Genomic DNA, 26418 nt, shown 5'->3' on the forward strand with positions numbered 1-26418 from the left:
CCCCTAGGGGCGCGAGGAACTGCGCGACCAGCCCCCACCCACCCGCAGACGACCCTCACTCCCCAACCACCCCATAGGGGCGCGGGGAACTGCGCAAAAAGCCACACCCCACCCGCAGACACCCCCACTCCCCAACCACCCCACAGGGGCGCGGGGAACTGCGCAATCCCCCACACCCCACCCGCAGACACCCAACAAACCCCACCTGCCAAAGCCAAGCGCTCAGCGCCCGGCGGAGGCAGCCAGCAAAAACCACGCCGAATGCGGAATCCACTGCTCGGCCCACCGCCAGGTGACCCCCGCGGCCACCTGCTCCTCGGGCATGAAGGCGATGTCGTGCTCGTCCTCCACCCCGCCGGTGATCCCGTTGAGGATGCCGCCCGGAACGTTCTGGTACACCGCCGAGTACTCGGCCTGGTTGCGCCCACGGCCCTGCATCATCGAGCTGTCGTACGGGTTGAGCCCGACCACCCACTGGAGCTGGTCCTCGGCGAGCACCCGCAGCCGGGCGCGCAGCCGCTCGTCGCAGGCGGGCAGGGCGGCGGCGCGCAGGGCCGCGTAGGCGGTGGAGCAGATGCCGGCGTTCTCGCCCTGCCACCAGTAGCCGGTCTCGTTCTCGTGCGGGAAGAAGAACCCGGTGCGCGGTTCCTCGCCCTTCGGCTGCATGAACTGCCTGGCGTAACCGAAGGGGTTGGCGACCTCGTCGGCGAGGAACGCGGCGTCCTTCGCGAGCGTGAGCGCCGTCTCCACGGCGCGGTCGGCGAGCGGGGAGCCGGGGCACACCTCGGCGAACCGCAGCAGCGCCACCACCGGAAGGCCCGGCTCCGCAGCGTGGAAGAACGGGCGGCCCTCGGCGTCGCCGCGCAGGTAGCCGAAGCCACGGCCCGAGTCGGTGTACCGGTCGGCGAGCGACGCGGCGCGCCGCTCGGCCGCGGCGAGGAAGGGCGCGCGCTCCTCCTCGGGCACGGCGGCCGTCAGTTCGGCCGCCGCGAGCAGCGCGCAGTAGTCGTCGAGGACGGTCTCCGTGCCGTCGTACAGGTAGTCGGTGTTGTGCTCCTCCAGGTGCGCGAAGCCGCGGCGCGCGGCGGCCAGGTACTCCTGCGCGGTGAAGTCGCCGTGGTCCTCGGCCGTCGCGGCGCGGGCCAGTGCGGCGACGGCGAGGCCGCCGCCCATCCGGTAGGCGGCCTGCCAGCGCTGGGTGCGCACACTGTCCTGGAGGGGGGCGTTGATGACGCGCTCGTTCAGGTCCTTGGTGAGGGCGTCGAAGATCCCGGTGTAGAAGTAGCCCTCGGGGGACTGGAAACGCACCAGGAAGTCGGCGCCGTGGAGGGCCTCGTCGCGCAGCCGGACGCCCAGCGCCTCGGCCAGCCGGGGGTGGGCGGTGCGCAGTTCGTCGCGGGCGGCGAGGAAGGCCCAGGCGCACAGGGGCGTCTGCTGGGGGCTCATCATCCGCGTGTAGTTGAGGTGGCTGAGGAACTTGCTGAAGTCGCCGGACGCGTCGAGCCAGCCGCCGCGGGCGTCCACGGTGCGGCCTGAATCGTCGCCGTAGAAGCGGGCGGCGCGGTCCTTGCGGTCGATCTCGCCGCTGGAGCGCACCGCCTTGAAGTAGTTGAGGCAGTCGGAGAGGGTCGCGGCCTGGAGACGGCCGTCGCGGATCGGGAACGGCTCGGAACGGTACGTGCCCTCCGGGGTGGTGATCTCGACGGCGTACTCGCCCGCGGTGCGCACGTGGCTGAAGTCGATGCGCCGGAAGGTGCCGAGCGACCAGCGGTCGACCGTCACTTCGGGGCCTGGGGCCAGTTCGGTGCGGACGCCGGTGGCTGCCTCGACGAGGGCCGCCGAGCGTACGTCGACGGGCTCGTGGCTGCGTACCACCGCCTTCTTCGACGCTGCCGTGTTGTATCCGAGGTGGCTGGTGAGGACGGTCGGCACAGTTGCTCTCCAGGGGTAGCGCGGATGGGCGGGACGCTACTCGTCGTCCATCTCTGGTACAAGTGGTATTGCTGAATGTATTGATTGGTATCTACTGGTAGTGTCACTGCCTGTAGATCCGCACCGCCGGGCACCCAGGGCGTCCGGTGACATCGGAGGTGGGCGTTGAAGCTACGAGCCGTCCCGTCCGTGCTGGTCCTGGTGGACGGCACGGACGTGCACCACGACCTCATCGGTGCCGCGCTGGCGCTCCAGGAGATCGCCGTCGAGGCCGGCCTCCCGGCGGCGCGGGGCGTGGGCATGAGCCGGTTCACCGATCCCCCGCCGGCCACCGCCGAGGCCGACGTGTACGTCCTGTACCTCTCGGGCCCCCGGTTCGACGCGGCCGAGCAGCGTGCGCTGTCCGATCTCGTGGCGGGCGGCAAGGGCGTGGTCGCGGTGCACGCCAGCAACCTCTTCGGCTTCGGCCCCGGCGGCGTCGAGGCCGACCGGGCCGCGATCGACCTGATCGGCTCCCGGTACCTCTCGCACGGCGACGCCGGATCCGAGGGCCGCTTCGACGTCCGGGTCCGCCCCGGCCACCCGGTCACCCGCTACCTCGACGACTTCGCCATCGACGACGAGTACTACCTGGTCGACTGCGGGCCCGGCCTCGACGTGCTGGCCGAGCGGGACACCCCCCGCGGCCCCGAACCCGTCGCCTACGCCCGCGCGCACGGGGCGGGCCGGGTCTGCTACACGGCCCTCGGACACGACCCGCGGGCCTGGGGCAACCCCTGGTTCCGCCAGTTGGTGCGGCAGGCCGTCCTCTGGACGGCCGGCGTCCCGGACGAGGACATCGCCTCCTGGTCCACCCGCTGGCCCCTCGGCAACGCCCGGACCATCGGCCCCTGACGCACCCGGAAGAACGACCGAAGGCCGTACCGGCGGACCCCGGTACGGCCTTTGACCTGTTCCCTCACAAAGTCGGGACGACAGGATTTGAACCTGCGACCCCTTGACCCCCAGTCAAGTGCGCTACCAAGCTGCGCCACGTCCCGATGCGCCGTCCCGCGGTGTTCCGCGTGATCGCGCACGGAGCACTTTACCCCACCTGCCGGGGCGCGCCGAAAACGGCGCCGGGGCCGCCCGCACCGGTGGGGAACGGGGCGCCACCGGGGGACAATCGCCGTATGGGAACCACGGACGCGACCCCGGGCGGACCGAGCGGCGCCCGGGACCGGGACGACGCGGGCCGGGCGCGCAACGCACGGCCCCGGGACGGGCTGGGACGGCCCCTGCCGTACGGCGCGGACGGCGTGGCACGTCAGCCCGAGGGCATCGTGCGCACGCCGTGGCAGACCGTTGCGGAGGCGCAGGTGCTGCTGGACGCGGGCAGACCGTTCCATGCGCACGAGGTGTTCGAGGACGCCTGGAAGTCCGGGCCCGACGACGAGCGCACCCTGTGGCGGGGGCTGGCCCAGCTGGCCGTCGGCCTCACGCACGCGGCCCGGGGCAACGCCACCGGCGGGGCGCGGCTGCTCGGGCGCGGAGCGGCGGCGGTCGAGGAGTATGCCGCCCGCGGCGGCCCGGCCCGGCCCTACGGGATCGACGTCGCCGGGCTCGCGGCCTGGGCGCGGGAGCTGGCCGGCGTGGTGGAGCGGGACCGGGAGCCCGTCGAGGCCGCCGCGCTCGCTCCTGGGCTGCGCGGGCGGCGGCCGGCGTAGCGCCGGATCGGACGGCCGTGCACGGACGGCCGCGGGCATGGGGCAGACTCGGGGCGTGCGACGCATTCATGTCATCGGCATCGGCGCGGGCGACCCCGAGCAGCTCACCCTCCAGGCGGTCCGGGCGCTGCGCGGGACCGACGTGTTCTTCCTGCTCGACAAGGGCGAGGTGAAAAGCGACCTGAGCCGGCTGCGCCGGGAACTGCTGGACGCGCACCTTCCGGCCGGGACGTACCGGCTGGTGGAGGCGCGCGACCCGGAACGGGACCGGGGCGCGGGCGGCACGGCGTACGCTCCGGCCGTCGGGGAGTGGCGCGGTGCCCGCGCCGACATCTACGAGCGGCTGATCGCCGGGGAACTGGGCGAGGAGGAGACCGGCGCGTTCCTGGTGTGGGGGGATCCCGCGCTGTACGACAGCACGCTCGGGATCCTGGAGGAGGTGCTGGCCCGGGGTGCGGTGCGCTTCACGTACGAGGTGGTGCCGGGCATCAGCAGTGTCTCGGCGCTCGCCGCCCGGCACCGCACGGGTCTGAACCGGGTGGGCCGGCCCGTGCAGATCACCACCGGTCGGCGCCTGGCCGAGGGCTTCCCCGAGGACGTGGACGACGTGGTGGTGATGCTCGACTCCCAGCAGGCGTTCCAGCGGTACGCGGGCGACGACGTCGACATCTACTGGGGCGCCTATCTGGGCACCCCGGACGAGATCCTGGACTCCGGTCCGGTCGCGGAGGCCGGACCGCGCATCGAGCGGCTGCGTGCCCGGGCCCGGGAGCGCAAGGGCTGGATCATGGACACGTATCTGCTGCGCCGCAACCCGCGGGACCGCTGACGGCGCCGGGACGAGGCACCGCGGGCGGCCGGCTCAGGCCGTCGCCGGCGGCGGGGTGAGGCCGAGCCGCGCCAGCGCGGCCGGTACGTCGGGCACCGCCGTCACCCCGGCGGGCAACGGGGGCCTGCTTACGACGACCACGGGCAGCCGCAGTTCGCGGGCGGCCGTCAGTTTGGCGGCCGTGGCCGCTCCCCCGCTGTCCTTGGTGACGAGGACGTCGATCCGGTGCCGGCGCAGCAGGGCCGACTCGTCGGGCACCGTGAACGGGCCGCGCGCCAGCAGCACTTCGGTGTGCGGCGGCAGCGGCGGCTCGGGCGGCTCCACGGACCGTACGACGAAGTGCACTGCGCTCAGGTGCGCGAAGGCGGCGAGGCCGAGGCGGCCGGTGGCCAGGAAGGCCCGGCGGCCGAGCCCGGGCAGCGCGCCCGCGGCGGCGGCCAGGGACGGCACCGGGTGCCAGCGGTCGCCTTCGACGGGCCGCCAGCCCGGGCGGCGCACCACCACCAGCGGCACTCCGGCCGTCGCCGCGGCCCGCGCCGCGTGGGCGGTGATCCGGGCGGCGAAGGGGTGCGTGGCGTCCACGAGGGCGTCCACCCGCCGCTCGGCGAGCCAGGCGGCGAGCCCCTCGGCCCCGCCGAACCCGCCGGTGCGCACCTCTCCGGCGACCGCCGTGGGCCGGGTCACCCGCCCGGCCAGCGAGGTGGTCACCAGGACCCCGGGGCGGGCCGCCAGCTCGGCAGCCAGCAGCCGGGCCTCGGTGGTGCCGCCGAGGATCAGGACGTTCGCGGGCATGGGAGTGAGGGTACGGGAAGCCGGTGGCTGGGGCCGTCCTGGTGCGCGGAGGGGCGAGAGGCAGGACGAGCGGCGGAGGCGCGCGGCCCCCTCTCACGACGGGACTCGTTCGCGGGCCTGCCCCGCGTCCCCGGGCGGCGGCCGTGGGCCGTCAGCGCAGCAGCAGCTGGACGCCGCCCACCACCGTCGCCGCGATCACCAGTTGTTCGAACAGCCGCTGGTTGATCCGGTCCACGGCCCATCTGCCGATGAAGGCGCCCGGCACGACGAACACGACGAGTGTGGCGTCGAGGAGCAGCGAACGTCCGTCGATCAGGCCGAGACCGACGCTGAAGGGCACCTTGGACACGTTCACGATCAGGAAGAAGAACGCCGACGTGCCCAGGAAGCCCAGCTTCCGGAAGCCCGCCGACAGCAGGTACATCGACATCACCGGTCCGCCGGCGTTGGCGACCATGGTGGTGAAGCCGCCGAGGACGCCGTACGAGCGGGCCTTGACGCGGCCCGCCCGGGTGGCGATCGGGTCCGGTGCCTCCTCGGTGCCGGCGCGGCGCCGCCGCCAGAGCGTGACCGCGGCCATCAGCAGCAGGATCGCGCCGATCGAGATCCGTACGATCCCGTCGTCGGCCCACAGCAGGAACAGCGTGCCGGTCACCACGCCGACTGCGACGGCGGGGAACAGCCGCCACAGGGTGGGCCAGTGGGCGTGCCGCCGGTAGGTGGCGACGGCGAGCAGATCGCCCGCGATCAGCACCGGGAGCAGCACACCGGTGGAGGCGCGGGCGGGCAGGACCGCCGCGAAAACGGCGAGGCTGACCGTGTTGGCGCCGCTCACCGCGGTCTTGGAGAAGCCGACGAGGAGCGCCGCGAAGGCGAGCGCGGCGTACTCCCATGCTGAAATGTGCCAGAGCGTCATCGTGTTCATGCGGGGACCGATGCTATGCCCACGCATCTGCCCTGCGTAAGGACGTCTCGCCTGTCGGCCGTGACACCCACGCCGGCCGGCACCAGGACGGCGGTACCGGGAGCGGCACGGGAATCCGCACGACCGGCCACGACGCCGCCGCCTGGGGGCACCCCCGTTCGAGCGAAGCCGAGAGCCCGGGGGCGACGCGTCGCCGCGGGCGCCCGGTGGAGCGCTACCGCTCCACCAGCACCGCACTTCCCTGCCCGACTCCCACACACATGGTCGCGAGCCCCCGCCGGGCCCCGGTGCGGCGCATGCGGTGCAGCAGAGTGGTGAGGATGCGGGCGCCCGAGCAGCCCAGCGGATGGCCGAGGGCGATGGCCCCGCCGCTCGGGTTGACCAGGCCGGGGTCGATACCGAGCTGATCGACGCAGGCCAGGGCCTGCGCGGCGAATGCCTCGTTGAACTCGGCCTCCTGGACGTCGCCGGTCTTCCAGCCGACCCGGGCCAGCGCCTTGCGGGTGGCGGGCACGGGTCCGATGCCCATCACATCGGGGTGGACACCGGCCGAGGCGCCGGCCACGTACCGGCCGAGCGACTCCAGCCCCAGTTCCTCCAGGGCCTCCTCGCTGACCAGCAGCAGTCCGGCCGCGCCGTCGTTCATCGGTGAGGCGTTGCCCGCGGTGACGGTGCCGCCCTGGCGGAACACCGGCCGCAGCCCGGCCAGCTTCTCCAGCGAGGTGTCCTCGCGGATGCACTCGTCGCTGTCGACGACGACACCGTCCGGGCGCCGCACGGGCAGGATCTCGTCGTCGAAGTGGCCGTCCCTGCGGGCCGCGGCGGCGAGGCGGTGGCTGCGCAGCGCGAATTCGTCCTGGCGCTCACGCGGGACGCCGTAGCGGTCGGCGACCTCCTCGGCGGTCTCCCCCATGGACAGCAGCCCGTGGAGGTCCTTCATCGCGGGGTTGACCAGGCGCCAGCCGAGGCGGGTGTCGGCGGTCTCGATCCGCTGCGGCAGGGCCTCGTCCGGGCGGGGCAGCACGAAGGGGGCGCGACTCATGGACTCGGAGCCGCCCGCGACGACGATGTCCGCCTCGCCCGCGGCGACGGTCCGGGCGGCGGTGGTGACGGCCTCCAGGCCGGAGGCGCACAGCCGGTTGACGGTGGCGCCGGGCACGGTCTCGGGCAGGCCGGCGAGGAGCGCGGCCATCCGGGCGACGTTGCGGTTGTCCTCGCCGGCCTGATTGGCGGCGCCCCAGTACACGTCGTCGATCCGGGCCGGGTCGAGCGCGGGCGCGTCGGCCACCAGGCGGCGGATCACGGCCGCCGCGAGGTCGTCGGGCCGCACGGCGGAGAGCGCTCCGCGCAGCTTGCCGATGGGGGTGCGGCGGGCGGCCGCGAAGTGGACGGGGCGCATGGCGGGGCTCCTGACTACGGCGCGGTGGACCGGCCACCTTAATTAGCGCTGCTAGTTTTATGACTATAGACCGCCCGCCGAACCACTGGGAAGATCTCCCCGCACCTTCCGAGCACCTTCCCTTCCTTCTACCCCTTCCGCCCGCTCCATCCCTTCCGTACCTTCCGTACCGTCACGAGGCAGCCGGAGGCACCGTGGTCCCCGCCCGCGAACACACTCTGACCGGCACCCGGGGCACGCTCGTCGCACGCGAGTGGCCGCACCCGGCACCCCGGTACCTCGCCCTCGTGGTGCACGGGTACGGCGAGCACACCGGCCGCTACGACCAGCTCGCCGACGTCCTGACCGGGCACGGTGCCGCCGTGTTCGGGCCGGACCACCTGGGCCACGGCAGGTCGGCCGGCGAACGCGTGCTGATCGAGGACTTCGAGGACGTCGTCACCGACACGCATGCCGTGGCCACCCTCGCCCGCGCCGCGCGTCCCGGGCTGCCGCTGGTCGTGATCGGCCACTCCATGGGCGGTCTCGTCGCCGCCCGCCACGCCCAGCGCCACGCCGGGGAACTCGCCGCGCTCGTCCTGTCCGGCCCGGTCATCGGCGCCTGGAAGCTGCCCGGACGGCTGCTCGCCCAGGACCCCGTCCCGGACACGCCCATCAGCCCGGCGGCCCTCTCCCGCGACCCCGCGGTGGGCGCCGCGTACGCCGCCGATCCACTGGTCTGGCACGGCCCGATGAAACGGCCGACGCTCCTCGCGTTCGCCCGCGCCCTGGGGACCGTGGCCGCGGACGGTCCCGTCGGCCCGCTCCCCGTGCTGTGGCTGCACGGCGCCGACGACCGGCTGGTCCCGGAGGCGGGCAGCCGGCCCGGCGTGGCACGGCTGAGCACCGGCACGGCGACCGAGCGGATCTACCCCGGGGCCCGGCACGAGGTGTTCAACGAGACGAACCGGGCCGAGGTCTTCGCGGACCTCCTCCGCTTCCTGGACGGCGTGCTGCCGGCGTGAGCCGCGACGTTTGCCCCGTTCCGGCCCCGGGCACCCGCACCCGCGTCGGGCGTCCGCCCGGCACCGCCCGACCGGTCCGGGCCACCCGGTGTCCGATTCCCGGGACAGCTGCGATCACCGGACGGCAGAATGTCGGCGGACAACCGCAGATGAGAAGGGCGGAGACGTGAGCGAGGGGCACCCCCCTGCGGACGGGCCGGTGAAGCTGAACACCTCCGTGGCGCACAACGCGCGGGTCTGGAACTACTGGATCGGCGGCAAGGACAACTACGAGGTCGACCAGCAGGTCGGCGAGCATGTCGCCGGGCTGTTCCCGGTGATCAGGGCGGTCGCGCGCGCGGACCGCGAGTTCCTGGGGCGGTCGGTGCGGTACCTGACCGCCGAGCGCGGGGTGCGGCAGTACCTCGACATCGGCACCGGACTGCCGACGGTGAACAACACCCATGAGATAGCGCAGCGGATCGCGCCCGAGTCACGAATCGTGTACGTCGACAACGACCCGATCGTGCTGGCGCACGCCCGCACGCTGCTCACCAGCAGTCCCGAGGGAGTCACCGACTACATCGACGCCGATGTGCACGACCCGGACGCGATCGTGCGACGGGCCGCCGAGACCCTCGACCTGTCGCGGCCGGTCGCGGTGATGATGCTGGGCATCCTCAACTTCGTACTCGACACGGACAAGGCGCGGGACATCGTGCGCCGGGTCATGGCGGCGGTGCCCTCCGGCAGCCACCTCGTGCTCACGCACCCCACCCACGACCCCGAGTTCGGCGGCGCGGGCAACGTGGCCGCCATGGAGTTCTGGAACGAGAACGCAACGCCGCCCATCATCGCCCGCGGCAAGGACGAGGTGGCCGGCTTCCTCGACGGCCTGGACCTGCTCGAACCGGGTCTGGTGCCGTGCTCGCAGTGGCGCGCGGGACCCGATTCCCCCGCGGCGGTCCCGCAGTTCGGTGTGGTGGCCGTGAAACCCTGACCCCCGGACCGAGCAGCCGAGCCCCGTCTTGGAGGACGTATGACCACTCTGGCCGACCCCGTGCCCGGAGGGCGTCCCGGCGATGTGGAGCGGGCCGTGGAGCGCGCCGCCGAACTGACCGGACGGGGCGTGTGCGGGATCGTCCTGGCCTACGTCGACACGGCGGGCGTCAGCCGGGTGAAGACGGTCCCGACCACGCGGCTCGCCCACGCCGCGGCCTGGGGTGTCGGCATGTCACCGGTCTTCGACACGTTCCTGGCCGACGACTCGATCGTCACCACGGACGTCCTGGGCTCGCCCGACGGCGACCTGCGGCTCTACCCGGACCTGGACCGGCTGGTGGAACTGGCCGGCCAGCCGGGCTGGGCCTGGGCCCCGGTCGACCGGATCACGCAGGAGGGCGAGCCGCACCCCGGGTGCAGCCGGACCTTCCTGCGCCGGGTCGTCGCGGACGCCGGGGCACGGCTCGGGATCACCTTCCGGGCGGCGGTCGAGATCGAATGGTCCGTCGGCCGTGACACCGCGCCCGACGGGACGTTCGTGCCCGCGGTGTCCGGCCCCGCCTACGGTGCCGCCCGGCAGGTCGGGCTGAGCGACTGCACCGCCGAACTGCTCACCGCCCTCGCCGCACAGGGCGTCGACGTCGACCAGATCCATCCCGAGTACGCGGCCGGGCAGTTCGAGGTGTCGGTGGGCGCGCTGGACCCGGTGGCGGCGGCCGACCGGAGCGTCCTGGTACGGCAGACCGTCCGGGCGGTCACGCAACGGCACGGCCTGCGCGTGTCCTTCTCCCCGGCCGTACTCGCCTCAGGCGTCGGCAACGGCGGCCATCTGCACCTCTCCTGCTGGCGCGGCGGGGCGAACCTGCACTCCGGGGGCGAGGGCCGGTACGGCATGACGGCCGACGCGGAGTCGTTCACGGCCGGGGTGCTCGCCCGGCTGCCCGCGCTGACCGCGGTGACCGCGCCGAGCCCCGCCAGCTATCTGCGGCTGCGGCCCTCGCAATGGGCGGGCGTGTTCACCGCCTGGGGCCGGGAGACCCGTGAGACGGCGCTGCGGGTCGTCACCGGCACCACCGGACGCCGGGAACGGGACGCCAACCTGGAGGTCAAACCCGTCGACCTGGCCGCCAACCCGTATCTCGCGCTCGGCTGCGTCATTGCCGCCGGCCTCGACGGCATCGCCGGCGCGACCCCGCTGCCGGAGGAGACCACCGGGGACCCGGCCCGGTTCGACGCCGACGAGGCCGCGGCCCGGGGCGTGCGCCGGCTGCCGGCCACGCTCACGGCGGCGGCGGAGGCGTTCCGCGCGGACAAGGTGCTGCGCACCGCGCTGGGCCCCGTCCTGGCCGACGCGGTCACCGCGGTACGCCTCGGGGAGGCCGCGGCCGTCGAGGGCTTCGACGACGCCCAGGTGGCGGCGGCCTACCGCTGGAAGTACTGACGGTGGGCGCGGTCCGGGAGGCGCTCGACGCGCTGCCGTTGGTGGACCACCACTGCCACGGCGCCGTCACCGCCGACCTCGCGCCGGCCGCGTTCGAGTCCCTGCTCACCGAGGGCGAGACCTGGCCGGGCAGCGGCATCTCGGCCTTCGACACGCCCGCCGGAGTGGCCGTGCGCCGGCACTGCGCGCCCCTGCTCGGCCTGCCCCGGCACGCGCCCGCCGCCGACTACCTGGCCCGGCGCACCGCCCTGGGCTGGGCGGAGGTCAACCGGCGCCTCCTGTCGGCCGCGGCGGCCGAGGCGTTCTGCGTCGACACCGGGTACACCCCGCACCCCCTCACCTCCCCCGCCGAACTGGCCCGGACGGCGGGCGCGACGGCGTACGAGGTGGTTCGGCTGGAGGGAATCGCCGAGTCGGTGGCCGGCCGGGGCGTCGAGGCGGGCGAGTACGCGCGCGTGTTCCGGACCGCCGCCGAGGAGGCCGTACGCCGGCCGGGCGTGGTCGCGGTGAAGTCGGTGGCCGCCTACCGCACCGGTTTCGCCCTGGACCCGGTGCGGCCCGCGGACCACGAGGTGACCCGCGCGGCCCGGCGCTGGCTCGCGGCCGGCGGCCGGCTGGCCGACCCGGTTCTGGTGCGGCAGCTGCTGTGGACCGCCGTCGACCTGGGGCTGCCGCTGCAGTTGCACACCGGGTTCGGTGACGACGACATCCGGCTGCACCGTGCCGACCCCGCCCTGCTGACGGACTGGCTGCACCTGATCCGGGGCACCGTGCCGGTCCTGCTGCTGCACTGCTGGCCGTACCAGCGCAACGCCGCCTATCTGGCCTCGGTGTTCGAGCAGGTGTACCTCGACGTCGGGCTGGCCCTGCACCACGCGGGACCGGTCCGGGCCCGGACGATCCTGGCGGAGGCACTGGAGATCACCCCGTTCCGCAAACTGCTGTACAGCTCCGACGCGTACGGTGTGGCCGAGTTCCACCACCTCGGCGCACTGTGCTTCAGGCAAGGGCTCGCCGCGCTGCTGCAGGACCGGGTGGACGCGGACGAGCTGAGCCTGCCCGACGCCCTGCGGATCGCCGCCTGGGCGGGCCGGGACAACGCCCGCCGCCTGTACGGACTGCCCGCATCCGATTCCGCCCGCGACTGAGCGCCCACCCCACTCGGAAAGTATGATCGAGCAATGTCTGACATGACCGAAACCACACCCGGTTGGCTGACCTCCGACGAACTGGAGATGGCGCGCGCCCACATGCCGATCCTGTATGTCGAGGCCGTGCCGGTGCGCGTGGACGACAGCGGCGAGGTCACCAGCATCGGTCTGCTGCTGCGCATCGGGCCGGACGGCACGGTCAGCCGGACCCTGGTCTCCGGCCGGGTCCTGCACCACGAGCGGGTCCGCGACGCCCTGTTGCGGCATCTGGAGAAGGACCTGGGTCCGGTGGCGCTGCCACGGGTCCCGGCCTCGCTCCAGCCGTTCACGGTCGCCGAGTACTTCCCGACCGTGGGGGTCACTCCGTACCACGATCCGCGCCAGCACGCGGTGTCCCTCGCCTATGTCGTCCCGGTGACCGGGGACTGCCGCCCCCGCCAGGACGCGCTGGACCTCGTGTGGTTCACGCCGCAGGAGGCCGCGTCGGAGGCGGTGCAGAGCGAGATGCCGGGCGGGCACGGGGCGCTGCTCAAGCAGGCCCTCGCGTACGTCGGCCAGGTGTCCTGACCGACGTACGCCGGGTCGCTCAGTGCAGGTCGGCCCGCGGCGCGGTGCCGTCGAGGAAGCCGCCCGACTGGTGCTGCCACAGCTTCGCGTAGGCGCCCTGAGCCGTGAGCAGTTCGTGGTGGGTGCCCTGCTCGACGATCCGCCCGCGGTCGAGCACGACGAGCCGGTCCATGGCGGCCACCGTGCTCAGCCGGTGCGCCACCACCAGCGCCGTCCGCCCTTCCATGAGCCGCCACAGCGCCTTCTGGACCAGGATCTCGCTCTCGGAGTCGAGGGCGCTGGTCGCCTCGTCGAGCAGCAGGATCGGCGCGTCCCGCAGGATCGCCCGGGCGAGGGCGACCCGCTGGCGCTGTCCGCCGGACAGTTTCACGCCGCGCTCACCCACCATGGTCCCGAAGCCGTCCGGCAGCGCGTCCGCGAACTCCGTGACGTGCGCCGCCTCGGCCGCGCGGCGGATCTCGGCGTCGGTGGCGCCGGGCCGCGCGAAGGCGATGTTGTCCCGCAGTGTGCGGTGGAACATCGCCGGGTCCTGCGGCACATAGGCGATCAGGCTGCGCAGGTCGGCCTGGCGCAGCCGGTTGATCTCCTGACCGCCGATCAGGATCCGGCCGGAGTCGATGTCCGTCATCCGCAGCAGCAGCCGGGTGAGCGTCGTCTTGCCACCGCCGGACCGGCCGACGAGCCCGAGTTTCGCCCCGCTGGGCACGTCCAGGTCGAGGCCCTCGAACAGCGGCGCGGCGCCCCCGTGGGCGAAGGTCACCCGCTCGAACCGGACCTCGGCGGGACGGGACGCCAGCGGCTCGGGCGCCGCCGGGTCCAGGACGGTCGGCGTACTGTGCAGGAGTTCGGTGAACTGCGCGGCCTCCGTCATCGAGCTCTCCAGACGGCGGTAGATCTGGTTGAACTCGAACATGATCCGTGTCGCGTTGGTGTAGTAGGTGAAGGCGACCACGACGGCCTCCACACCGTGCCCGCGCCCGGCGAACGCGACCGCGATCAGCAGGCCCAGCACGTTGGTCAGCACGGACATGGGCGCGACGAGGGTGTCGATGCGCAGATTGCCGTAGTCCCAGGACCGCAGGGTGAGCCGGCGCGACGCCGCGACGCGGGAGCGGTGCTCTGCGGCCTCGCGTTCCTCGGCGGCGAACGCCCGGACCGTGTCCATGTTCATCAGGCTGTCGGCGACATGGCCGGACACCCGGGCGATCGCCTCCTCGCGCCGGCTGACCAGGGCCTGGCGGCGGCGGATCAGCGGCACCACGCACGCCGCGGTCACCGCGATCATCGTCAACAGGCCGACCACGAGCAGCGGTTCGTACCGCCACAGCACGACCGAGCCGAAGATCAGCGGCACGAAGCTGCCCGCCACGTTGAACGTCAGCGTGTCGACGAACTCCTCGAAGCGGGTGGCGAAGCTCAGCACCCGTTTGGTCAGCGACCCGGCGAAGTTGTCGTGGAAGAACGCGGCGTCCTGGGCGAACAGCTCGTCCATGCCGATCACGTACAGGTGCTCGATGCCGAGGGCGTCGATGCGGTTCAGGCAGTGCAGTCCGATCCGCCACAGCGCCTCCGCGAACAGCAGGACGCCGGCGAAGCCGAGGACGTACGGCAGTGCCGTACGGACGCCGAGGCGGCCGTTGTCGGCGATGTCGGCGACGAGTTTGGCGACGATCAGTGGCCCGACGTAGGCGATGCCGATGTTGCCGAGCGCCGGCAGCAGCATCGCGGGCACCGCGAGCCGTCGCAGCCGCGCCAGCTCCCGCCCGTAGTACCGGAGCGCGAGGAGCACCGAGCCCCTGCGCGGTTGTGTCACCTCTGAATCAGGTGGTCCCATCCCAACCCTGTGATGTCGTAGGACAGCCCGCACCCCCACGCGGCGCGCCACGGCGGCCGGGTGCGTCAGGAGCGGACCAGGAGGACCGGCAGTGTCCCGCGGGCGCGGCGGCGAAGTCCAAGCGTTTTCTGCCGGACCGTACCCAATGCGCCATGCGGGCAGCGGCGCCGATCCCCCTCCCGTGGCAGCATCGCACCGGCCCGTGGACAGGTGTCGCCGGTGCCTGGAAGCGGTCGGGGGTGAAGTGTCAGGAGAAGCGCCGGACGACGTCCCGGATCTTCGTCACGCAGTCGGCCGTCCGGCCGAAGTGCGCCACGGTGCTGAGGAGTTCCCTCAGGTGCAGCAGCGGCATGCGCTCCCGCCAGCCGTCCTTGAGCGGAAGGATCTCCTGGTAGGCGTGGAAGAAGCGCTCCGGCAGGCGGTCGACGCAGTACGCCATGCTCAGCTCGGACTCCGCCCAGGTCCAGCAGACCGCCGGGTCGATGAACGCGGGTTCGCCGTCCGCCGTGGCGACGATGTTGCCCCGGTACAGGTCACCGTGGTTCAGCACGCTCGGCGCGGCCGGCACCAGCACCGGGAGGCGGTCGCAGATGCGTTCGAGTCCGGTCAGGTCGCGGGTCTCCAGGGCTGCGCGCACCGTCGGCTCGCGGACATAGCGCAGGATCCGGCGGTCCGCGAAGAACTCGTGGCCGTCGGCGGTCCAGGTGTTCTCCTGCGGGAGCCGGCCCAGCCAGCCGTCGGTGTCCCAGCCGAAGCGGTCCCCGCGGGTGGAGTGCAGCCCGGCGACGGCCCGGCCCGCCGACTCCCAGAATCCGGCGTCGTCCGGCAGCGCCTGCTCCATCGCCTCGACGAGGAGGTGGGCCGGGCCCTCCTCCAGCACGCGGGGGGTCAGCAGACTGCCCCGCTCACGCAGCACTCGCAGGCCCTCCGCCTCGCAGTGGTACAGGCCGGGCGGCGCCTCGGCCGAGGTCTTGAGGACCAACCGGGTTCCGTCGGCGAGCGTCAGACGCCAGACGTCGTTGACCGCGCCGCCCCGAAGCGGCTCGCCCGCCACCACCTGTCCCAGGACGCGGCTCGGCAGACTGTTCCACCCGGCGTGTACCGGCCCGGGGTGCGGTGTTCCGCCGCCGGCGCGCACGACCGGCTCGGGCCCGGGAGGAGGACGCATGCTCTCAACCGCCTTTTCCTGTACGGGAACTGCTCAGGTCACCCGAGTGAACACCGGTCCGCGGGCCGGGAATCGGGCGCCGTCGCGCCGGCGGAGGATCCGAGCCCCGCCGGGCAGCGGAATCTCCGGTCAGGCTGTTCCGCGCGGTGCCGGTTCTCCCTACCGTGAGGCCCAGGCGGTCAACGCCCCGTCCCCGCCCGCTCAGGAGGCACCCCCATGCCACCGGACGCCGCAGACGCATCCCGTCACGCATGCTCGGACGTATCGGACCGGACCGCCGGTCCACCCGGCAAGAGGCTCAAGCCCTGGTACGGTCTGTGGCTTCTGCTGATGCTCGGGTGGACGGTGAGCGCGGCCGACCGCGCGGTCACCGGACCCGTCGTCACCTGGATGATCGACAACGGCGTGGGGTTCCTCGCCGACGCCGGCCGCCCCTACGCGCTCGGCGGTCTCATCGGCGGCCTGTTCTTCGCCGGCTACATGCTCACCCAGTTCCCCGGTGGCTATCTGGGCGACCGTCACGGCCACCGGACCCTGGTCGTGGTCAGCCTCGTCTGGGCCGGCCTCGCCACCGTGGTCACCGGCTTCGTCGGCGGACTCGTGGCGTTCATCGTCGTACGCGTCGTCACCGGGCTGGGCGAGGGCGCCTACTTCTCCAACGACCGTACGATCATCAGCGACGCGACGCCCGAACGCCACCGCAGTCTCGGCATGGGCGTCGTCATCACCGGCCTGGCCCTCGGCATCACCATCGCCACCGTCTTCACTCCGCACTTCACCGACCTCGGAAGGATGTGGCTCGCGGACGTCGACGCGTGGCGGATGGCCTTCTGGATCCTGGGTCTCGCGACGCTGGTGGTGGCCGCGGCGCTCGCCCGGCGGTTCCGGAGAGAGCTGAGCGCACCCGCCCTCGGCCGTGCCACGCTGCACCTGACCGGATACTCCGCGGTCTCCCTGCTTCTGATCATGGCGATCTACCTGCTGGGCACCGAAGCCGGCCTGGCGGATCTGTGGATCGCCGTGCTGGAGGTCGTGCTGGCCGTCGGCCTCGTGCTGTTCGTCCTGGCCCGCAAGGGCGAGGAACTGGGCCCGGTCCTGAAGAACCGCAGCCTCTTCCTGATCTACCTCTCGTACATCGCGGTGCTGTGGAACCTGTGGTTCTTCAGTTTCTGGTCGGTGTCGATCGTGGCGGGCGCCGCGCACTCCTCGTTCGCCGGCGCCGCGCTCACCGCGGGCTTCAACGCCGGCGCCGGCATCCTCGGTTTCCCCGTCGGCGGCCGGCTGTCGGACGTCGCGGTGCGCCGCGGCTGGGGCCGCAAGCCCATGCTGCTCTCCTTCACCGGCGTCCAGGCCCTGCTCACCGCGGCCTTCGTCTGGTACCTCTCCGCCGCCGCGCAGCCCTCGCTGCTCGTGATGGGCCTGCTGCTGTTCACGGCGAGCCTGTTCTTCAACGCGCTGCAGCCCATCGGGCACGCCCTCACCGCTGACATCGCCCCGCCGCGGCTGCGGGGATCGGCGTTCGGCCTGCAGAACCTCATCGGTGAGACGGGCGCCGTGCTGTCACCCGCGATCGGCGGGGTCCTGCGCGACCACACCGGCGGCTGGACCGCGGCGGTGTGGCTGGACACCGCGATCATCGTCGCCGGGTTCTGCCTGTTGATTCCCGTGCGTGACGCCGACGGCGGTCCGTCGGCGCCGACCTGACCGGACGCCCCGTCAGAACAGGACTCCCCGGGGACGGGCGGCGGTGATCTCGACCGGAAAAAGGTGAAGGGCCGTTCGAGAACGACCCTTCACCATCGATGTGCGAACCGTCGGGACGACAGGATTTGAACCTGCGACCCCTTGACCCCCAGTCAAGTGCGCTACCAAGCTGCGCCACGTCCCGGTCCCGTTTGGCCTGGGGTTTCCCCAGATAAACGCGCAGAGAAACCATACCGCACTCGGGTCGGTGGTCGCGCGCTCGTTCGGCGCGGGCCACGCGCGGAGGCCGGTGCTTGACCTGAACCCAGGTTGAGGTCCCATGGTCGTCGTATGACGCTCACCGAGAACCGCGGACGCGGGTACACCTATCAGGATCTGCCCCGGCTGATGGGGCTGATGACCGGCGACGAGAAGCACGGACCGGCGGCGACCTCCACGCTGGACGTGCTGTGGGTGCTCTATGACCGGGTGCTGCGGGCCGGGCCGGAACGGACGGCGGATCCGGACCGGGACCGGTTCCTGCTGAGCAAGGGACACGGGCCGATGGCCTACTACGCGGTGCTGGCCGCGAAGGGCTTCGTTCCGGTGGAGTGGCTGCCCGGATTCGGATCCTACGACTCGCCCCTCGGGCACCATCCGGACCGGGTACTGGTGCCGGGCGCCGAGATCGGCAGCGGATCGCTCGGGCACGGACTGCCCATCGCCGTGGGCACGGCGCTCGGGCTCAGGGCCCAGGGGCGGAGAGGGGCACGGGTGTGGGTGCTGGTCGGGGACGCCGAACTGGACGAGGGCAGCAACCACGAGGCCATCGCCTTCGCCGGGCCCGCCGGGCTGGAGCGACTGCATGCCGTCGTCGTCGACAACGGCTCCGCCAGTCACGCCCGGCCCGGCGGGATCACGGCGCGTTTCGAGGCGGCGGGCTGGTCGGCCGTCACCGTTCCCGGCCGGGACCACGAGGCGTTGTACGCCGCCTGCACCGCCGCGCACCCGGGCCGCCCGCATGTCGTGGTGGCCCAGGTCGAGCCCAAGTCCGCCTGAAACGCCGGTACTCGCCCCAGGAGCATCCTCATGGAGACCATGCGTGACCGATTCGCCCCCGTGCTGACGCAGTTGCTCGACGAGGATCCGCGGGTCGCGGTCGTCCTCGCCGAGATCGGCAAGGACGCCTTCACCGAGGCACAGCACCGGCATCCCGACCGGGTGATCAATGTCGGCATCCGCGAACAGCTGCTCGTCGGGGCCGCGGCCGGGCTGGCGCTGACCGGACTGCGTCCGGTGGTGCACAGCTTCGCCCCCTTCCTGGTGGAGCGGCCGTTCGAGCAGCTCAAGCTCGACCTCGGACATCAGGACGTGGGCGCGGTGCTGGTCAGCGCCGGCGCCTCGTTCGACCGGCCGGCCGACGGCCAGACCCACATGGCGCCCGGCGACGTGGCCCTGCTCGACACCCTGGACGGCTGGACCGTGCACGTGCCGGGCCACCCGGACGAGGCCGAGGCAATGCTGCGGCGCGCGGTCGCGGCCGGTGACGACAAGGTGTACGTGCGGCTCTCCGCGCTCGCCAACCAGCAGGCGCACGAGGTCGACGGGCAGCGGTTCGCAACGGTCCGGGAGGGCCGCGCCGGAGTGGTCGTGGCCGTCGGTCCAGTGCTGGACGCGGTACTCGCCGCCACCGAGGGCCTCGACGTCACCGTCCTGTACGCGACGACCGTGCGGCCCTTCGACGCGGTGACGCTGCGCCGCGCCACCGGGACGGCGGGCACGGACGTGGTCCTCGTCGAGCCCTGTCTGGCCGGGACCTCGACGGCGGCGGTGAACGAGGCACTGGCCGAGTTGCCGCACCGGGTGCTCGGCCTCGGGGTCGGGCGGCGCGAGCTGCGGCGGTACGGGACCGTGGAGGAGCACACCGCCGCGCACGGGCTCGACGCGGCGAGTCTGCGGGAACGGATCTCGGCGTTCGTCGCCGTGCCGGCCCGGGGTTGAGGGGCGTACGGCCGTCCCCGCGCCGGTCGTCGCGGTGATCAGCGGGCCGACGACGGCGCCGTCGGATCAGTGCGCCGACGGTGCCGGCGCGTCGGCGCGGATCAGGTTGCGTATCGGGGGGACCGAGAGCAGAGCCACGGCGACGACCAGGCTCATCGCCCCGGCGACCAGCAGCACATGACCGGCGCCGACAACGCCGGCCGCCGGACCGGCGAGGGCCTGGCCGACCGGCATCATCGCCAGCGAGCCGGCGACGTCGTACGCGTGGATGCGGTTCAGGGCGTCGGGAGGGACCTGGGTCTGCACACTGGTCGCCCACATCACGCCCCAGAAGGACATCCCGGCCCCGGCGACGGCCGCCCCGGCCGCCATGGCCGGCACACCGAGACCGGCGCCGACGGCCGCGGGGAAGCAGGCGTACGCGAACAGGGCGACGGCGCCGGCCCGCAGCATGCGGCGGGGGCGCAGCCGCAGGGCGAGCAGCCCGCCGGCCACCGTACCCGCGCCGAGGGCCGAGTTGATCAGGCCGTAGGCGCGTGGACCGTGCTGCCGCACCACCTCCGTCGCGACCAGCGGAACGGTCGGCCCCGATACGGCGATCATGTAGACGCACCAGATGGCGATCACGCCCCAGAGCCAGGTTCTCGATCTGAACTCCCGCCAGCCGTCGACCAGATCGGCCTTGAAGGCGCGCATGCCGCCCGTCGCCGTGCCGCGCATCGCCTCGGGGAGCGGGGGCAGGCGGAGCAGCAGCAGGCACAGGGCGCTCACCGCGTAGGTGGTGGCGTGGGCCGCGAACACGCCGCCGGGCGAGGCGAATCCGACCAGCAGGCCGGCCACGGCCGGGCCCGCCAGCTGGGCCGCGGACTCGGCGATCCGGATGGCGCCGTTCGCGCCCTGGATGTCGGTGGCGAGGCGGGGGATGGTGCTCGCCACGCCGGGTTGGAAGACCGCGCTCGCCACGCCGTTGACGAAGCCGATCACGCAGACCTGCCAGAGGACCACGTGCCCGGCGAAGAACAGCGCGGCGGCCAGCGACTGGGTGCCGAGGCGGACCAGGTCGGCGCCGATCATCAGCCGGCGGGTGCTGAAACGGTCGGCGATGACTCCGCCGAAGACGACGAGCCCGGCAAAGGCGGCGGCCGTCGAGGCCATCGCGAGGCCGACCGCGCCCGCGCCGTAACCGTGCTCCAGCAGTCCCGCGGCGAGGGCCACCGGCAGCATGGTGTCGCCCAGCCGTGCGACGGCCCGGGCCACGAAGAACAGCGCGAAGTCGCGTGACCAGACCGGGCGGTCGCGCTCGCCGCCCGCGCCATCGGCTCCGGCGTCGACCGCGATGTCCCGCCGTGTCGACTTCCCGGTCATCATCCCCTGCCCGCTCCCCCGGCGGCGTCCGCCATCGCCGCCACGACGTCCTCTTTCACAGCGCCCTCTGTCCCGACGTCCGCTGCCGTCGTCGGATCATGCCACGGCGCGCGGCGGCGGCCCAGCCCGGTCACCCGCCGTCCGGCAGCCCCACCTCAGGATGGTCGTCCAGCAGCCGGGGCGGGGCCGCCTGGCGCCAGGAATCGGAGAGGATGTCACGCAGTTCGGCCTCGTCGTCGAGCGCGGCGAGCCGGGCGCGGACCCAGGCGAACTGGGCCTCGTGGCCGGCGATCCAGAACTTGCCCGGCTCGGCCAGCACCAGCTCGTCGCGCTCCTCCTTGGGACAGCGGACGGCGATGGAGGTCTCGTCCTCGGGCAGCGTGGCGAACATCTTCCCGGCCACCCGGAACGTGGGCATGCTCCAGGCGATCTTCTCGGTGGCGTGCGGCAGGGACAGGGCGATACGGCGTACGTCTTCGGCGTCGGGCATGACAGGCACCGTAACCGCTCCCACTGACACTCCCCCGGCCGGACGGAGTCCGGGGCTCGGGCCGGGCCCCGGGTGCGATCAGCCGGGCTGTCGGGCTCCCGGGGACGGGCCGCTCACACCCGGGCGGCCTCGCCCAGCGCGTCCAGCACCGGACGGATCAGCGGGTGTCCTTCGGCGCCGCGCCGCACCGCCGCGAAGACCCGGCGGGTCGGGGCCACCCCGTCGACGGGACGGACGACCACGCCCGACAGGTCCGTGCCGCGCAGCGCCGAGCGGGGGACGAGCGCCACGCCGGCATCCGCCGAGGCGAGCGCCACGACCGCGCGGAAGTCGTCCGAGGAGTGTTCGAGGTGCGGCTGGAACCCGGCGCTCTCGCAGGCCAGGACGACCACGTCGTGGCAGGGGTTGCCGGGGTACGGGCCGATCCACGGGTCCTTGGCCAGCTCGGCGAGCGGGACGACCGCGGCACCGGCCAGCCGGTGGTCGAGCGGGACGACCGCGTCGAAGGGCTCGGCGTACAGCGGGACGTGGGTCAGGCGCGGGTCGTCGGCGGGCGGCGCGCCGCGGTACTCGACCGCCACCGCGACATCCACCTGCCGGTCCAGGACCATGGGCAGGCTGGCGTCGCCCTCGGCGTCCCGGACGCGGATGCGGATGCCGGGCGCGGACCGGGCGAGGCGGGCCACCGCGGGGGCCACGACCTGGGCGATCCCGGTCGCGAAGGCGGCGACGGTGACCGTGCCGGCCGCACCGGAGCCGTAGGCGGCGAGTTCCGCCTCGGCCCGCTCCAGCTGGGCGAGGACGGCGTTGGTGTGGTCGAGCAGGATCTCGCCGGCCGGGGTGAGCCGGACCCCCTTCGCGCTCCGCTCGACCAGGCGGTGGCCCGTCTCCTGCTCCAGGGCCGCGAGCTGCTGGGACACCGCAGAGGGGGTGAGGTACAGCGCGGCGGCCGCCGCTGTCACCGTGCGGTGGTCGGCCACCGCACGGAGGATGTGGAGCCGCCGTGCTTCGATCATGCGAGAGATTATTGCAATATGTCCGGGCGGTTCACGCCATCAGCTCGGCTCGTGCCGCGACGAACGCGTCGACCGCGCGGTTCACGTCGTCCGTGGAGTGTGCGGCGGACAGCTGGACCCGGATGCGGGCCTGGCCCTGCGGGACCACCGGGTAGGAGAAGCCGATCACGTACACGCCCCGCTCCAGCAGGAGTTCGGCCATGCGGCCCGCCTGCGCCGCGTCGCCGATCATCACCGGGGCGATGGCGTGCTCGCCGGGCAGGATGTCGAAGCCCTCCTCGGTCATCCGGCGGCGGAACAGCGCCGTGTTCTCGGCGAGCCGGACCCGCAGGTCGTCCGCCGACTCCAGCAGGTCGAGCACCCTGAGCGAGGCCGCGGCGATCACCGGGGCGAGGGTGTTCGAGAACAGGTACGGGCGGGAGCGCTGGCGCAGCAGGGCGACGATCTCGGCGCGGGCGGCCACGTAGCCGCCGGAGGCTCCGCCGAGGGCCTTGCCGAGGGTGCCGGTGACGATGTCGACGCGGTCCATGACGCCGTGCAGTTCGGGCGTGCCGCGCCCGGTCGGGCCGACGAAGCCCACGGCGTGCGAGTCGTCGACCATGACCATGGCGTCGTAACGGTCGGCGAGGTCGCAGATCTCGCGGAGCGGGGCGAGATAGCCGTCCATGGAGAAGACGCCGTCGGTGACGATCAGGCGCCGGCGCGCGTCCTGGGCCTCCTTGAGCCTGGCCTCCAGATCGGCGAGGTCGCGGTTGACGTAGCGGAAGCGGCGGGCCTTGGACAGGCGGATGCCGTCGATGATGGAGGCGTGGTTGAGGGCGTCGGAGATGACCGCGTCCTCCTCGCCGAGCAGGGTCTCGAAGACACCGCCGTTGGCGTCGAAGCAGGAGGAGTAGAGGATCGTGTCCTCCTGGCCGAGGAACGCGGACAGCCGCGCCTCCAGTTCCTTGTGGACCTCCTGCGTGCCGCAGATGAAACGCACGGACGCCATGCCGTAGCCCCAGCGGTCCAGGGCGGCGTGGGCGGCGGCGACGACCTCGGGGTGGTCGGCGAGGCCGAGGTAGTTGTTCGCGCAGAAGTTGAGGACCTCGCCGGGGCGGCCGCCGGCGGTGACGCCGACCGTCGCGGACTGCGGGGTGCCGATCACCCGTTCGGGCTTGTGCAGGCCGGCGGCGCGGATCTCGTCGAGGGTGGTGCGCAGGTCGTCGCGTACAGAGGTGAACATGAGGGACTCCATCGGGTGCGGGGGCGAACCGGTCGGGAAATCAGACTGTCCAGTCGAGGATGACCTTGCCGCCCTTGCCGGCGGCCGCGTCCGCGAACGCCGCCTCGAAGTCGCGGTGGCTGTACCGGCCGGTGATCACCGGTGTGAGGTCGAGGCCGCCCTCCAGCAGGACCGACATCGCGTACCAGGTCTCGAACATCTCCCGGCCGTAGATCCCCTTGATGGTGATCATGGAGGTGACGATGCGGGACCAGTCGACCGCGAACTCCTCGGACGGCAGACCGAGGACGGCGATCCGGCCGCCGTGGGTCATGTTGGCGATCATGTCCCGCATGGCCTCGGGGCGGCCGGACATCTCCAGGCCGACGTCGAAGCCCTCCCGCAGTCCCAGCTCACGCTGCCCGTCGGCGATCGTCGCACCGGAGACGTTCAGCGCGAGGCTCACGCCGATCTTGCGGGCCAGGGCCAGTCGCTCCTCGCTGACGTCGGTGACGACGACGTTGCGGGCACCGGCGTGCCGGGCCACCGCGGCGGCCATCAGACCGATCGGCCCGGCACCGGTGATCAGCACGTCCTCGCCGACCAGCGGGAAGGACAGGGCGGTGTGCACGGCGTTGCCGAACGGGTCGAAGATCGCGGCGACGTCGAGGTCGACGGGGACCCGGTGCACCCAGACGTTGGTGGCGGGCAGGGCCACGTACTCGGCGAACGCGCCGTCGCGGCCGACGCCCAGGCCGACCGTGGCCCGGCACAGGTGGCGGCGCCCGGCCAGGCAGTTGCGGCACTTGCCGCAGACCAGATGGCCCTCGCCGCTCACCCGGTCGCCGACGGCGATGTCGGTGACGTCCCGGCCGAGCGCCACGACCTCGCCGACGAACTCGTGGCCGACGACGAGCGGCGTGCGGATCGTCTGCCGCGCCCAGCCGTCCCAGGACCGGATGTGCAGGTCGGTGCCGCAGATCCCGGTCCGCTGGACCCTGATCAGCACGTCACCCGGCCCGACGGCGGGCTCCGGGACGTCCACGAGCCAGAGCCCGGGCTCCGCTTTCTCCTTGACCAGCGCTTTCAACGCTACGGCTCCTGTGGGTGAGTCCCGGTCGCGGACATGCCGAAAGCCGGTACCGGGGACGAGGGTGGGTTCACGTAGCAATGTTCCCCATACGTCGGGCCCGGTCCATCGAGGATTTCTAAAGCGCCGCCTCAGCTTTGCTTCACACACCGCCGAACAGGCGATCCGGCTTGCGGCCGAGGACGTGATCGTCTACGGCGGGGGGCGGGCCGTGCCCGCAGCAGGGCATCGTGCTCACAGCAGGAGGCCGTCGGCCTCGCGTCGCTCCAGTCGGGCGGCGAGGTCCGCGGCCGTCGACTTGATGGTGTCGAGGCCGGGCCGCCCCCAGTGCCGGGGCACGAGGTCGGCGACGCTCACCGTGCCGAGGACCGTACCCGTGCTGTCGATGAGCGGGGCGCCCAGATAGGCGTGGATGCCGTACTCGTCGACCACCGGATTGCCCGCGAAGCGCGGGGAGTCGCGGACGTCCTCCAGGACGAGCGCCTTGCGCCGCACCACCACATGGGGGCAGAAACCGTGTTCACGGGGCAGTCGGCGGCCCAGTTCGGACCCGTCGGGCCCGCCTTGTCCGGTCGGGCCGGTCAGTGTGACCGGCCGGGTGGCCGGGGTGCTCAGGCCGGCGAAGAACTGCCGTTCCTCGTTGATGAAGTTCACCATGGCGTACGGTGCGCCGGTCAGCTCGGCGAACCGGTGCGCGAAGGCGTCCAGCGCGGGCTCGGGCCGCTCCCCCAGGCCGAGCAGGCGCAGTCGCCGGGCGCGGGCGGGGGCCTCCCGGTCCTCGGGGGTGACCAGCAGTCCCCTGGTCGGCCGTGACGGCTCGTAGTTCATGGCCGGGCTCCGGACCAGTGGGCGTACCTCATGTGCGGGCTCCATGGACGGTGTGCGGGAATCACCTGGGGGCGCCACGGCTCGGCGCGGCGGCCGGGGCGTGCGCGATCAGGTGGCGTACGAGGGTGAGCAGGGTCTGGACGCCGGAGCTGGAGATGCGCGCGTCGCAGCGGACGACGGGGATCCCCGGATCGAGGTCGATGGCGGCGCGCACCTCCTCGGGCCCGTAGCGGTGGGCGCCGTCGAACTCGTTGACGGCGACGACGAAGTCGAGGCCGCGCTCCTCGAAGAAGTCGACGGCGGCGAAGCAGTCCTCCAGGCGACGGGTGTCGGCGAGGATCACCGCGCCGAGCGCGCCCGCGGACAGTTCGTCCCACATGAACCAGAACCGTTCCTGTCCGGGCGTGCCGAACAGGTACAGCACGTGTTCCGGGCCGAGCGTGATCCGGCCGAAGTCCATCGCCACCGTCGTCTCGACCTTGTTCTCGATGCCGTCGAGGTCGTCGGTCGCGGCGCTGACCGTGGTGAGCAGTTCCTCCGTACTGAGCGGCGCGATCTCGCTCACCGCGCCGACGAAGGTCGTCTTGCCCACGCCGAACCCGCCCGCCACCAGGATCTTGAGCGCGGTGGGGAACGGGTCAGAGCTGTCGTCGTAGTCCATCGAGCACTGCCTCCAGCAGGGACCGGTCAGTGGGGTTGTGGTAGAGGGCGGGGGGCTTAGCGGTCAGCGCCCCGCAGTCGACGAGGTCCGCGAGCAGCACCTTGGTGACCACGGCCGGCAGCCTGAGGTGCGCGGCGATCTCGGCCACCGACACGGGTGCCCGGCACAGGTCGAGCGCCTGGGCGTGTTCGGGGCCGAGGTGGCCGATGCCGCCGGCGCCGGTGGCCACCACCTGTGACATCAGGTCGAACGCGATGGTGGGCCGGGTCCGGCCGTTGCTGACGGTGAAGGGGCGCACGAGCCGTCCGGCCGCGTCGTCGAGCCATGGCCCGTCGCCGGCCGCCGTCACCT

At 73.0% G+C, this 26418-nt stretch carries 25 protein-coding genes and 2 tRNA genes; 11 read left to right on the top strand and 16 right to left on the bottom strand.

Annotation, left to right across the window (positions count from 1 at the left end):
* Positions 1–222: 222 nt before the first annotated feature.
* A complete protein-coding gene (locus ACFY2B_RS14850; protein ID WP_390763512.1) occupies positions 223–1932 on the bottom strand; it encodes a glycoside hydrolase family 9 protein in 1710 nt (569 codons plus the stop codon).
* A gap of 165 nt (positions 1933–2097) precedes the next feature.
* Here ACFY2B_RS14850 and ACFY2B_RS14855 point away from each other — a divergent pair, with 165 nt between their 5' ends.
* Positions 2098–2826 (top strand): ThuA domain-containing protein, encoded by a 729-nt coding sequence (locus tag ACFY2B_RS14855; protein ID WP_390763513.1) that lies wholly within the window; start codon positions 2098–2100, stop codon positions 2824–2826.
* Positions 2827–2898: 72 nt separating this feature from the next.
* On the opposite strand, the gene ACFY2B_RS14860 is transcribed toward ACFY2B_RS14855, so the two are convergent.
* A tRNA-Pro gene (locus ACFY2B_RS14860) sits at positions 2899–2972 on the bottom strand.
* A 132-nt stretch (positions 2973–3104) separates the two neighbouring features.
* Between ACFY2B_RS14860 and ACFY2B_RS14865 the strand changes: the two genes are divergently transcribed.
* Both ACFY2B_RS14865 and cobF read left to right on the top strand, forming a co-directional pair.
* A complete protein-coding gene (locus ACFY2B_RS14865; protein ID WP_390763514.1) occupies positions 3105–3638 on the top strand; it encodes a DUF309 domain-containing protein in 534 nt (177 codons plus the stop codon).
* 55 nt (positions 3639–3693) lie between these two features.
* The gene (gene cobF / locus ACFY2B_RS14870) at positions 3694–4467 is read left to right on the top strand and encodes a precorrin-6A synthase (deacetylating) (protein WP_390763515.1); all 774 of its coding nucleotides are present in this window, start codon (positions 3694–3696) and stop codon (positions 4465–4467) included.
* A gap of 33 nt (positions 4468–4500) precedes the next feature.
* Here cobF and ACFY2B_RS14875 read toward each other — a convergent pair whose 3' ends face one another.
* From ACFY2B_RS14875 to ACFY2B_RS14885, 3 genes are all read right to left on the bottom strand, one after another.
* Positions 4501–5259, bottom strand: coding sequence for a cobalt-precorrin-6A reductase (locus tag ACFY2B_RS14875; RefSeq protein WP_390763516.1), 759 nt, complete (start codon positions 5257–5259; stop codon positions 4501–4503).
* 151 nt (positions 5260–5410) lie between these two features.
* Complete coding sequence (locus tag ACFY2B_RS14880) at positions 5411–6184, bottom strand: sulfite exporter TauE/SafE family protein (RefSeq protein ID WP_390763517.1); 774 nt, start codon at positions 6182–6184, stop codon at positions 5411–5413.
* A gap of 214 nt (positions 6185–6398) precedes the next feature.
* Positions 6399–7583 carry a thiolase family protein gene (locus ACFY2B_RS14885; protein WP_390763518.1) on the bottom strand — a complete coding sequence of 395 codons (1185 nt, stop codon included), beginning with the start codon at positions 7581–7583 and terminating at the stop codon, positions 6399–6401.
* 194 nt (positions 7584–7777) lie between these two features.
* Between ACFY2B_RS14885 and ACFY2B_RS14890 the strand changes: the two genes are divergently transcribed.
* From ACFY2B_RS14890 to ACFY2B_RS14910, 5 genes are all read left to right on the top strand, one after another.
* A complete protein-coding gene (locus ACFY2B_RS14890) occupies positions 7778–8587 on the top strand; it encodes an alpha/beta hydrolase (protein WP_390763519.1) in 810 nt (269 codons plus the stop codon).
* Positions 8588–8753: 166 nt separating this feature from the next.
* Positions 8754–9566, top strand: coding sequence for an SAM-dependent methyltransferase (locus ACFY2B_RS14895; RefSeq protein ID WP_390763520.1), 813 nt, complete (start codon positions 8754–8756; stop codon positions 9564–9566).
* A gap of 39 nt (positions 9567–9605) precedes the next feature.
* The gene (locus ACFY2B_RS14900; RefSeq protein WP_390763521.1) at positions 9606–11009 is read left to right on the top strand and encodes a glutamine synthetase; all 1404 of its coding nucleotides are present in this window, start codon (positions 9606–9608) and stop codon (positions 11007–11009) included.
* A 2-nt stretch (positions 11010–11011) separates the two neighbouring features.
* Positions 11012–12157 carry an amidohydrolase family protein gene (locus ACFY2B_RS14905; RefSeq protein ID WP_390763522.1) on the top strand — a complete coding sequence of 382 codons (1146 nt, stop codon included), beginning with the start codon at positions 11012–11014 and terminating at the stop codon, positions 12155–12157.
* Positions 12158–12199: 42 nt separating this feature from the next.
* A complete protein-coding gene (locus ACFY2B_RS14910) occupies positions 12200–12727 on the top strand; it encodes an NUDIX hydrolase family protein (RefSeq protein ID WP_390763563.1) in 528 nt (175 codons plus the stop codon).
* A 19-nt stretch (positions 12728–12746) separates the two neighbouring features.
* Here ACFY2B_RS14910 and ACFY2B_RS14915 read toward each other — a convergent pair whose 3' ends face one another.
* Both ACFY2B_RS14915 and ACFY2B_RS14920 read right to left on the bottom strand, forming a co-directional pair.
* Positions 12747–14561 carry an ABC transporter ATP-binding protein gene (locus ACFY2B_RS14915; RefSeq protein WP_390763523.1) on the bottom strand — a complete coding sequence of 605 codons (1815 nt, stop codon included), beginning with the start codon at positions 14559–14561 and terminating at the stop codon, positions 12747–12749.
* A gap of 247 nt (positions 14562–14808) precedes the next feature.
* Positions 14809–15729: a fructosamine kinase family protein gene (locus ACFY2B_RS14920; RefSeq protein ID WP_390763524.1), complete on the bottom strand. Its 921-nt coding sequence runs from the start codon at positions 15727–15729 to the stop codon at positions 14809–14811.
* A gap of 330 nt (positions 15730–16059) precedes the next feature.
* Here ACFY2B_RS14920 and ACFY2B_RS14925 point away from each other — a divergent pair, with 330 nt between their 5' ends.
* Entirely contained in the window at positions 16060–17433 is a 1374-nt protein-coding gene (locus ACFY2B_RS14925; RefSeq protein ID WP_390763525.1) for an MFS transporter, read from the top strand.
* A gap of 110 nt (positions 17434–17543) precedes the next feature.
* On the opposite strand, the gene ACFY2B_RS14930 is transcribed toward ACFY2B_RS14925, so the two are convergent.
* Positions 17544–17617, bottom strand: a tRNA-Pro gene (locus tag ACFY2B_RS14930).
* 146 nt (positions 17618–17763) lie between these two features.
* Between ACFY2B_RS14930 and ACFY2B_RS14935 the strand changes: the two genes are divergently transcribed.
* Positions 17764–18471, top strand: a complete 708-nt coding sequence (locus ACFY2B_RS14935; RefSeq protein WP_390763526.1) for a transketolase — start codon at positions 17764–17766, stop codon at positions 18469–18471.
* Positions 18472–18501: 30 nt separating this feature from the next.
* Positions 18502–19413, top strand: a complete 912-nt coding sequence (locus tag ACFY2B_RS14940; RefSeq protein ID WP_390763527.1) for a transketolase family protein — start codon at positions 18502–18504, stop codon at positions 19411–19413.
* Positions 19414–19479: 66 nt separating this feature from the next.
* Here ACFY2B_RS14940 and ACFY2B_RS14945 read toward each other — a convergent pair whose 3' ends face one another.
* The 8 genes from ACFY2B_RS14945 to ACFY2B_RS14980 all read right to left on the bottom strand — a co-directional run bounded on the left by ACFY2B_RS14945 (position 19480) and on the right by ACFY2B_RS14980 (position 26416).
* Positions 19480–20778 (bottom strand): MFS transporter, encoded by a 1299-nt coding sequence (locus ACFY2B_RS14945; RefSeq protein ID WP_390763564.1) that lies wholly within the window; start codon positions 20776–20778, stop codon positions 19480–19482.
* Positions 20779–20908: 130 nt separating this feature from the next.
* Positions 20909–21268, bottom strand: coding sequence for an MmcQ/YjbR family DNA-binding protein (locus tag ACFY2B_RS14950; protein ID WP_390763528.1), 360 nt, complete (start codon positions 21266–21268; stop codon positions 20909–20911).
* A 113-nt stretch (positions 21269–21381) separates the two neighbouring features.
* Positions 21382–22284: a LysR family transcriptional regulator gene (locus ACFY2B_RS14955; RefSeq protein WP_390763529.1), complete on the bottom strand. Its 903-nt coding sequence runs from the start codon at positions 22282–22284 to the stop codon at positions 21382–21384.
* Positions 22285–22315: 31 nt separating this feature from the next.
* A complete protein-coding gene (locus tag ACFY2B_RS14960; RefSeq protein ID WP_390763530.1) occupies positions 22316–23509 on the bottom strand; it encodes a glycine C-acetyltransferase in 1194 nt (397 codons plus the stop codon).
* A 40-nt stretch (positions 23510–23549) separates the two neighbouring features.
* Positions 23550–24578 (bottom strand): L-threonine 3-dehydrogenase, encoded by a 1029-nt coding sequence (gene tdh / locus ACFY2B_RS14965; RefSeq protein ID WP_390763531.1) that lies wholly within the window; start codon positions 24576–24578, stop codon positions 23550–23552.
* 234 nt (positions 24579–24812) lie between these two features.
* Positions 24813–25406 carry a GAF domain-containing protein gene (locus tag ACFY2B_RS14970; protein ID WP_390763532.1) on the bottom strand — a complete coding sequence of 198 codons (594 nt, stop codon included), beginning with the start codon at positions 25404–25406 and terminating at the stop codon, positions 24813–24815.
* 61 nt (positions 25407–25467) lie between these two features.
* Positions 25468–26067 carry an ATP/GTP-binding protein gene (locus ACFY2B_RS14975; RefSeq protein ID WP_390763533.1) on the bottom strand — a complete coding sequence of 200 codons (600 nt, stop codon included), beginning with the start codon at positions 26065–26067 and terminating at the stop codon, positions 25468–25470.
* Positions 26045–26416, bottom strand: coding sequence for a DUF742 domain-containing protein (locus ACFY2B_RS14980; protein WP_390763565.1), 372 nt, complete (start codon positions 26414–26416; stop codon positions 26045–26047). Before ACFY2B_RS14980 ends, ACFY2B_RS14975 begins: the two co-directional genes overlap by 23 nt.
* Between the last annotated feature and the right edge of the window lie 2 nt (positions 26417–26418).

The organism is Streptomyces sp. NPDC001270 (assembly GCF_042896695.1).
Classification (GTDB): Bacteria; Actinomycetota; Actinomycetes; order Streptomycetales; family Streptomycetaceae; genus Streptomyces.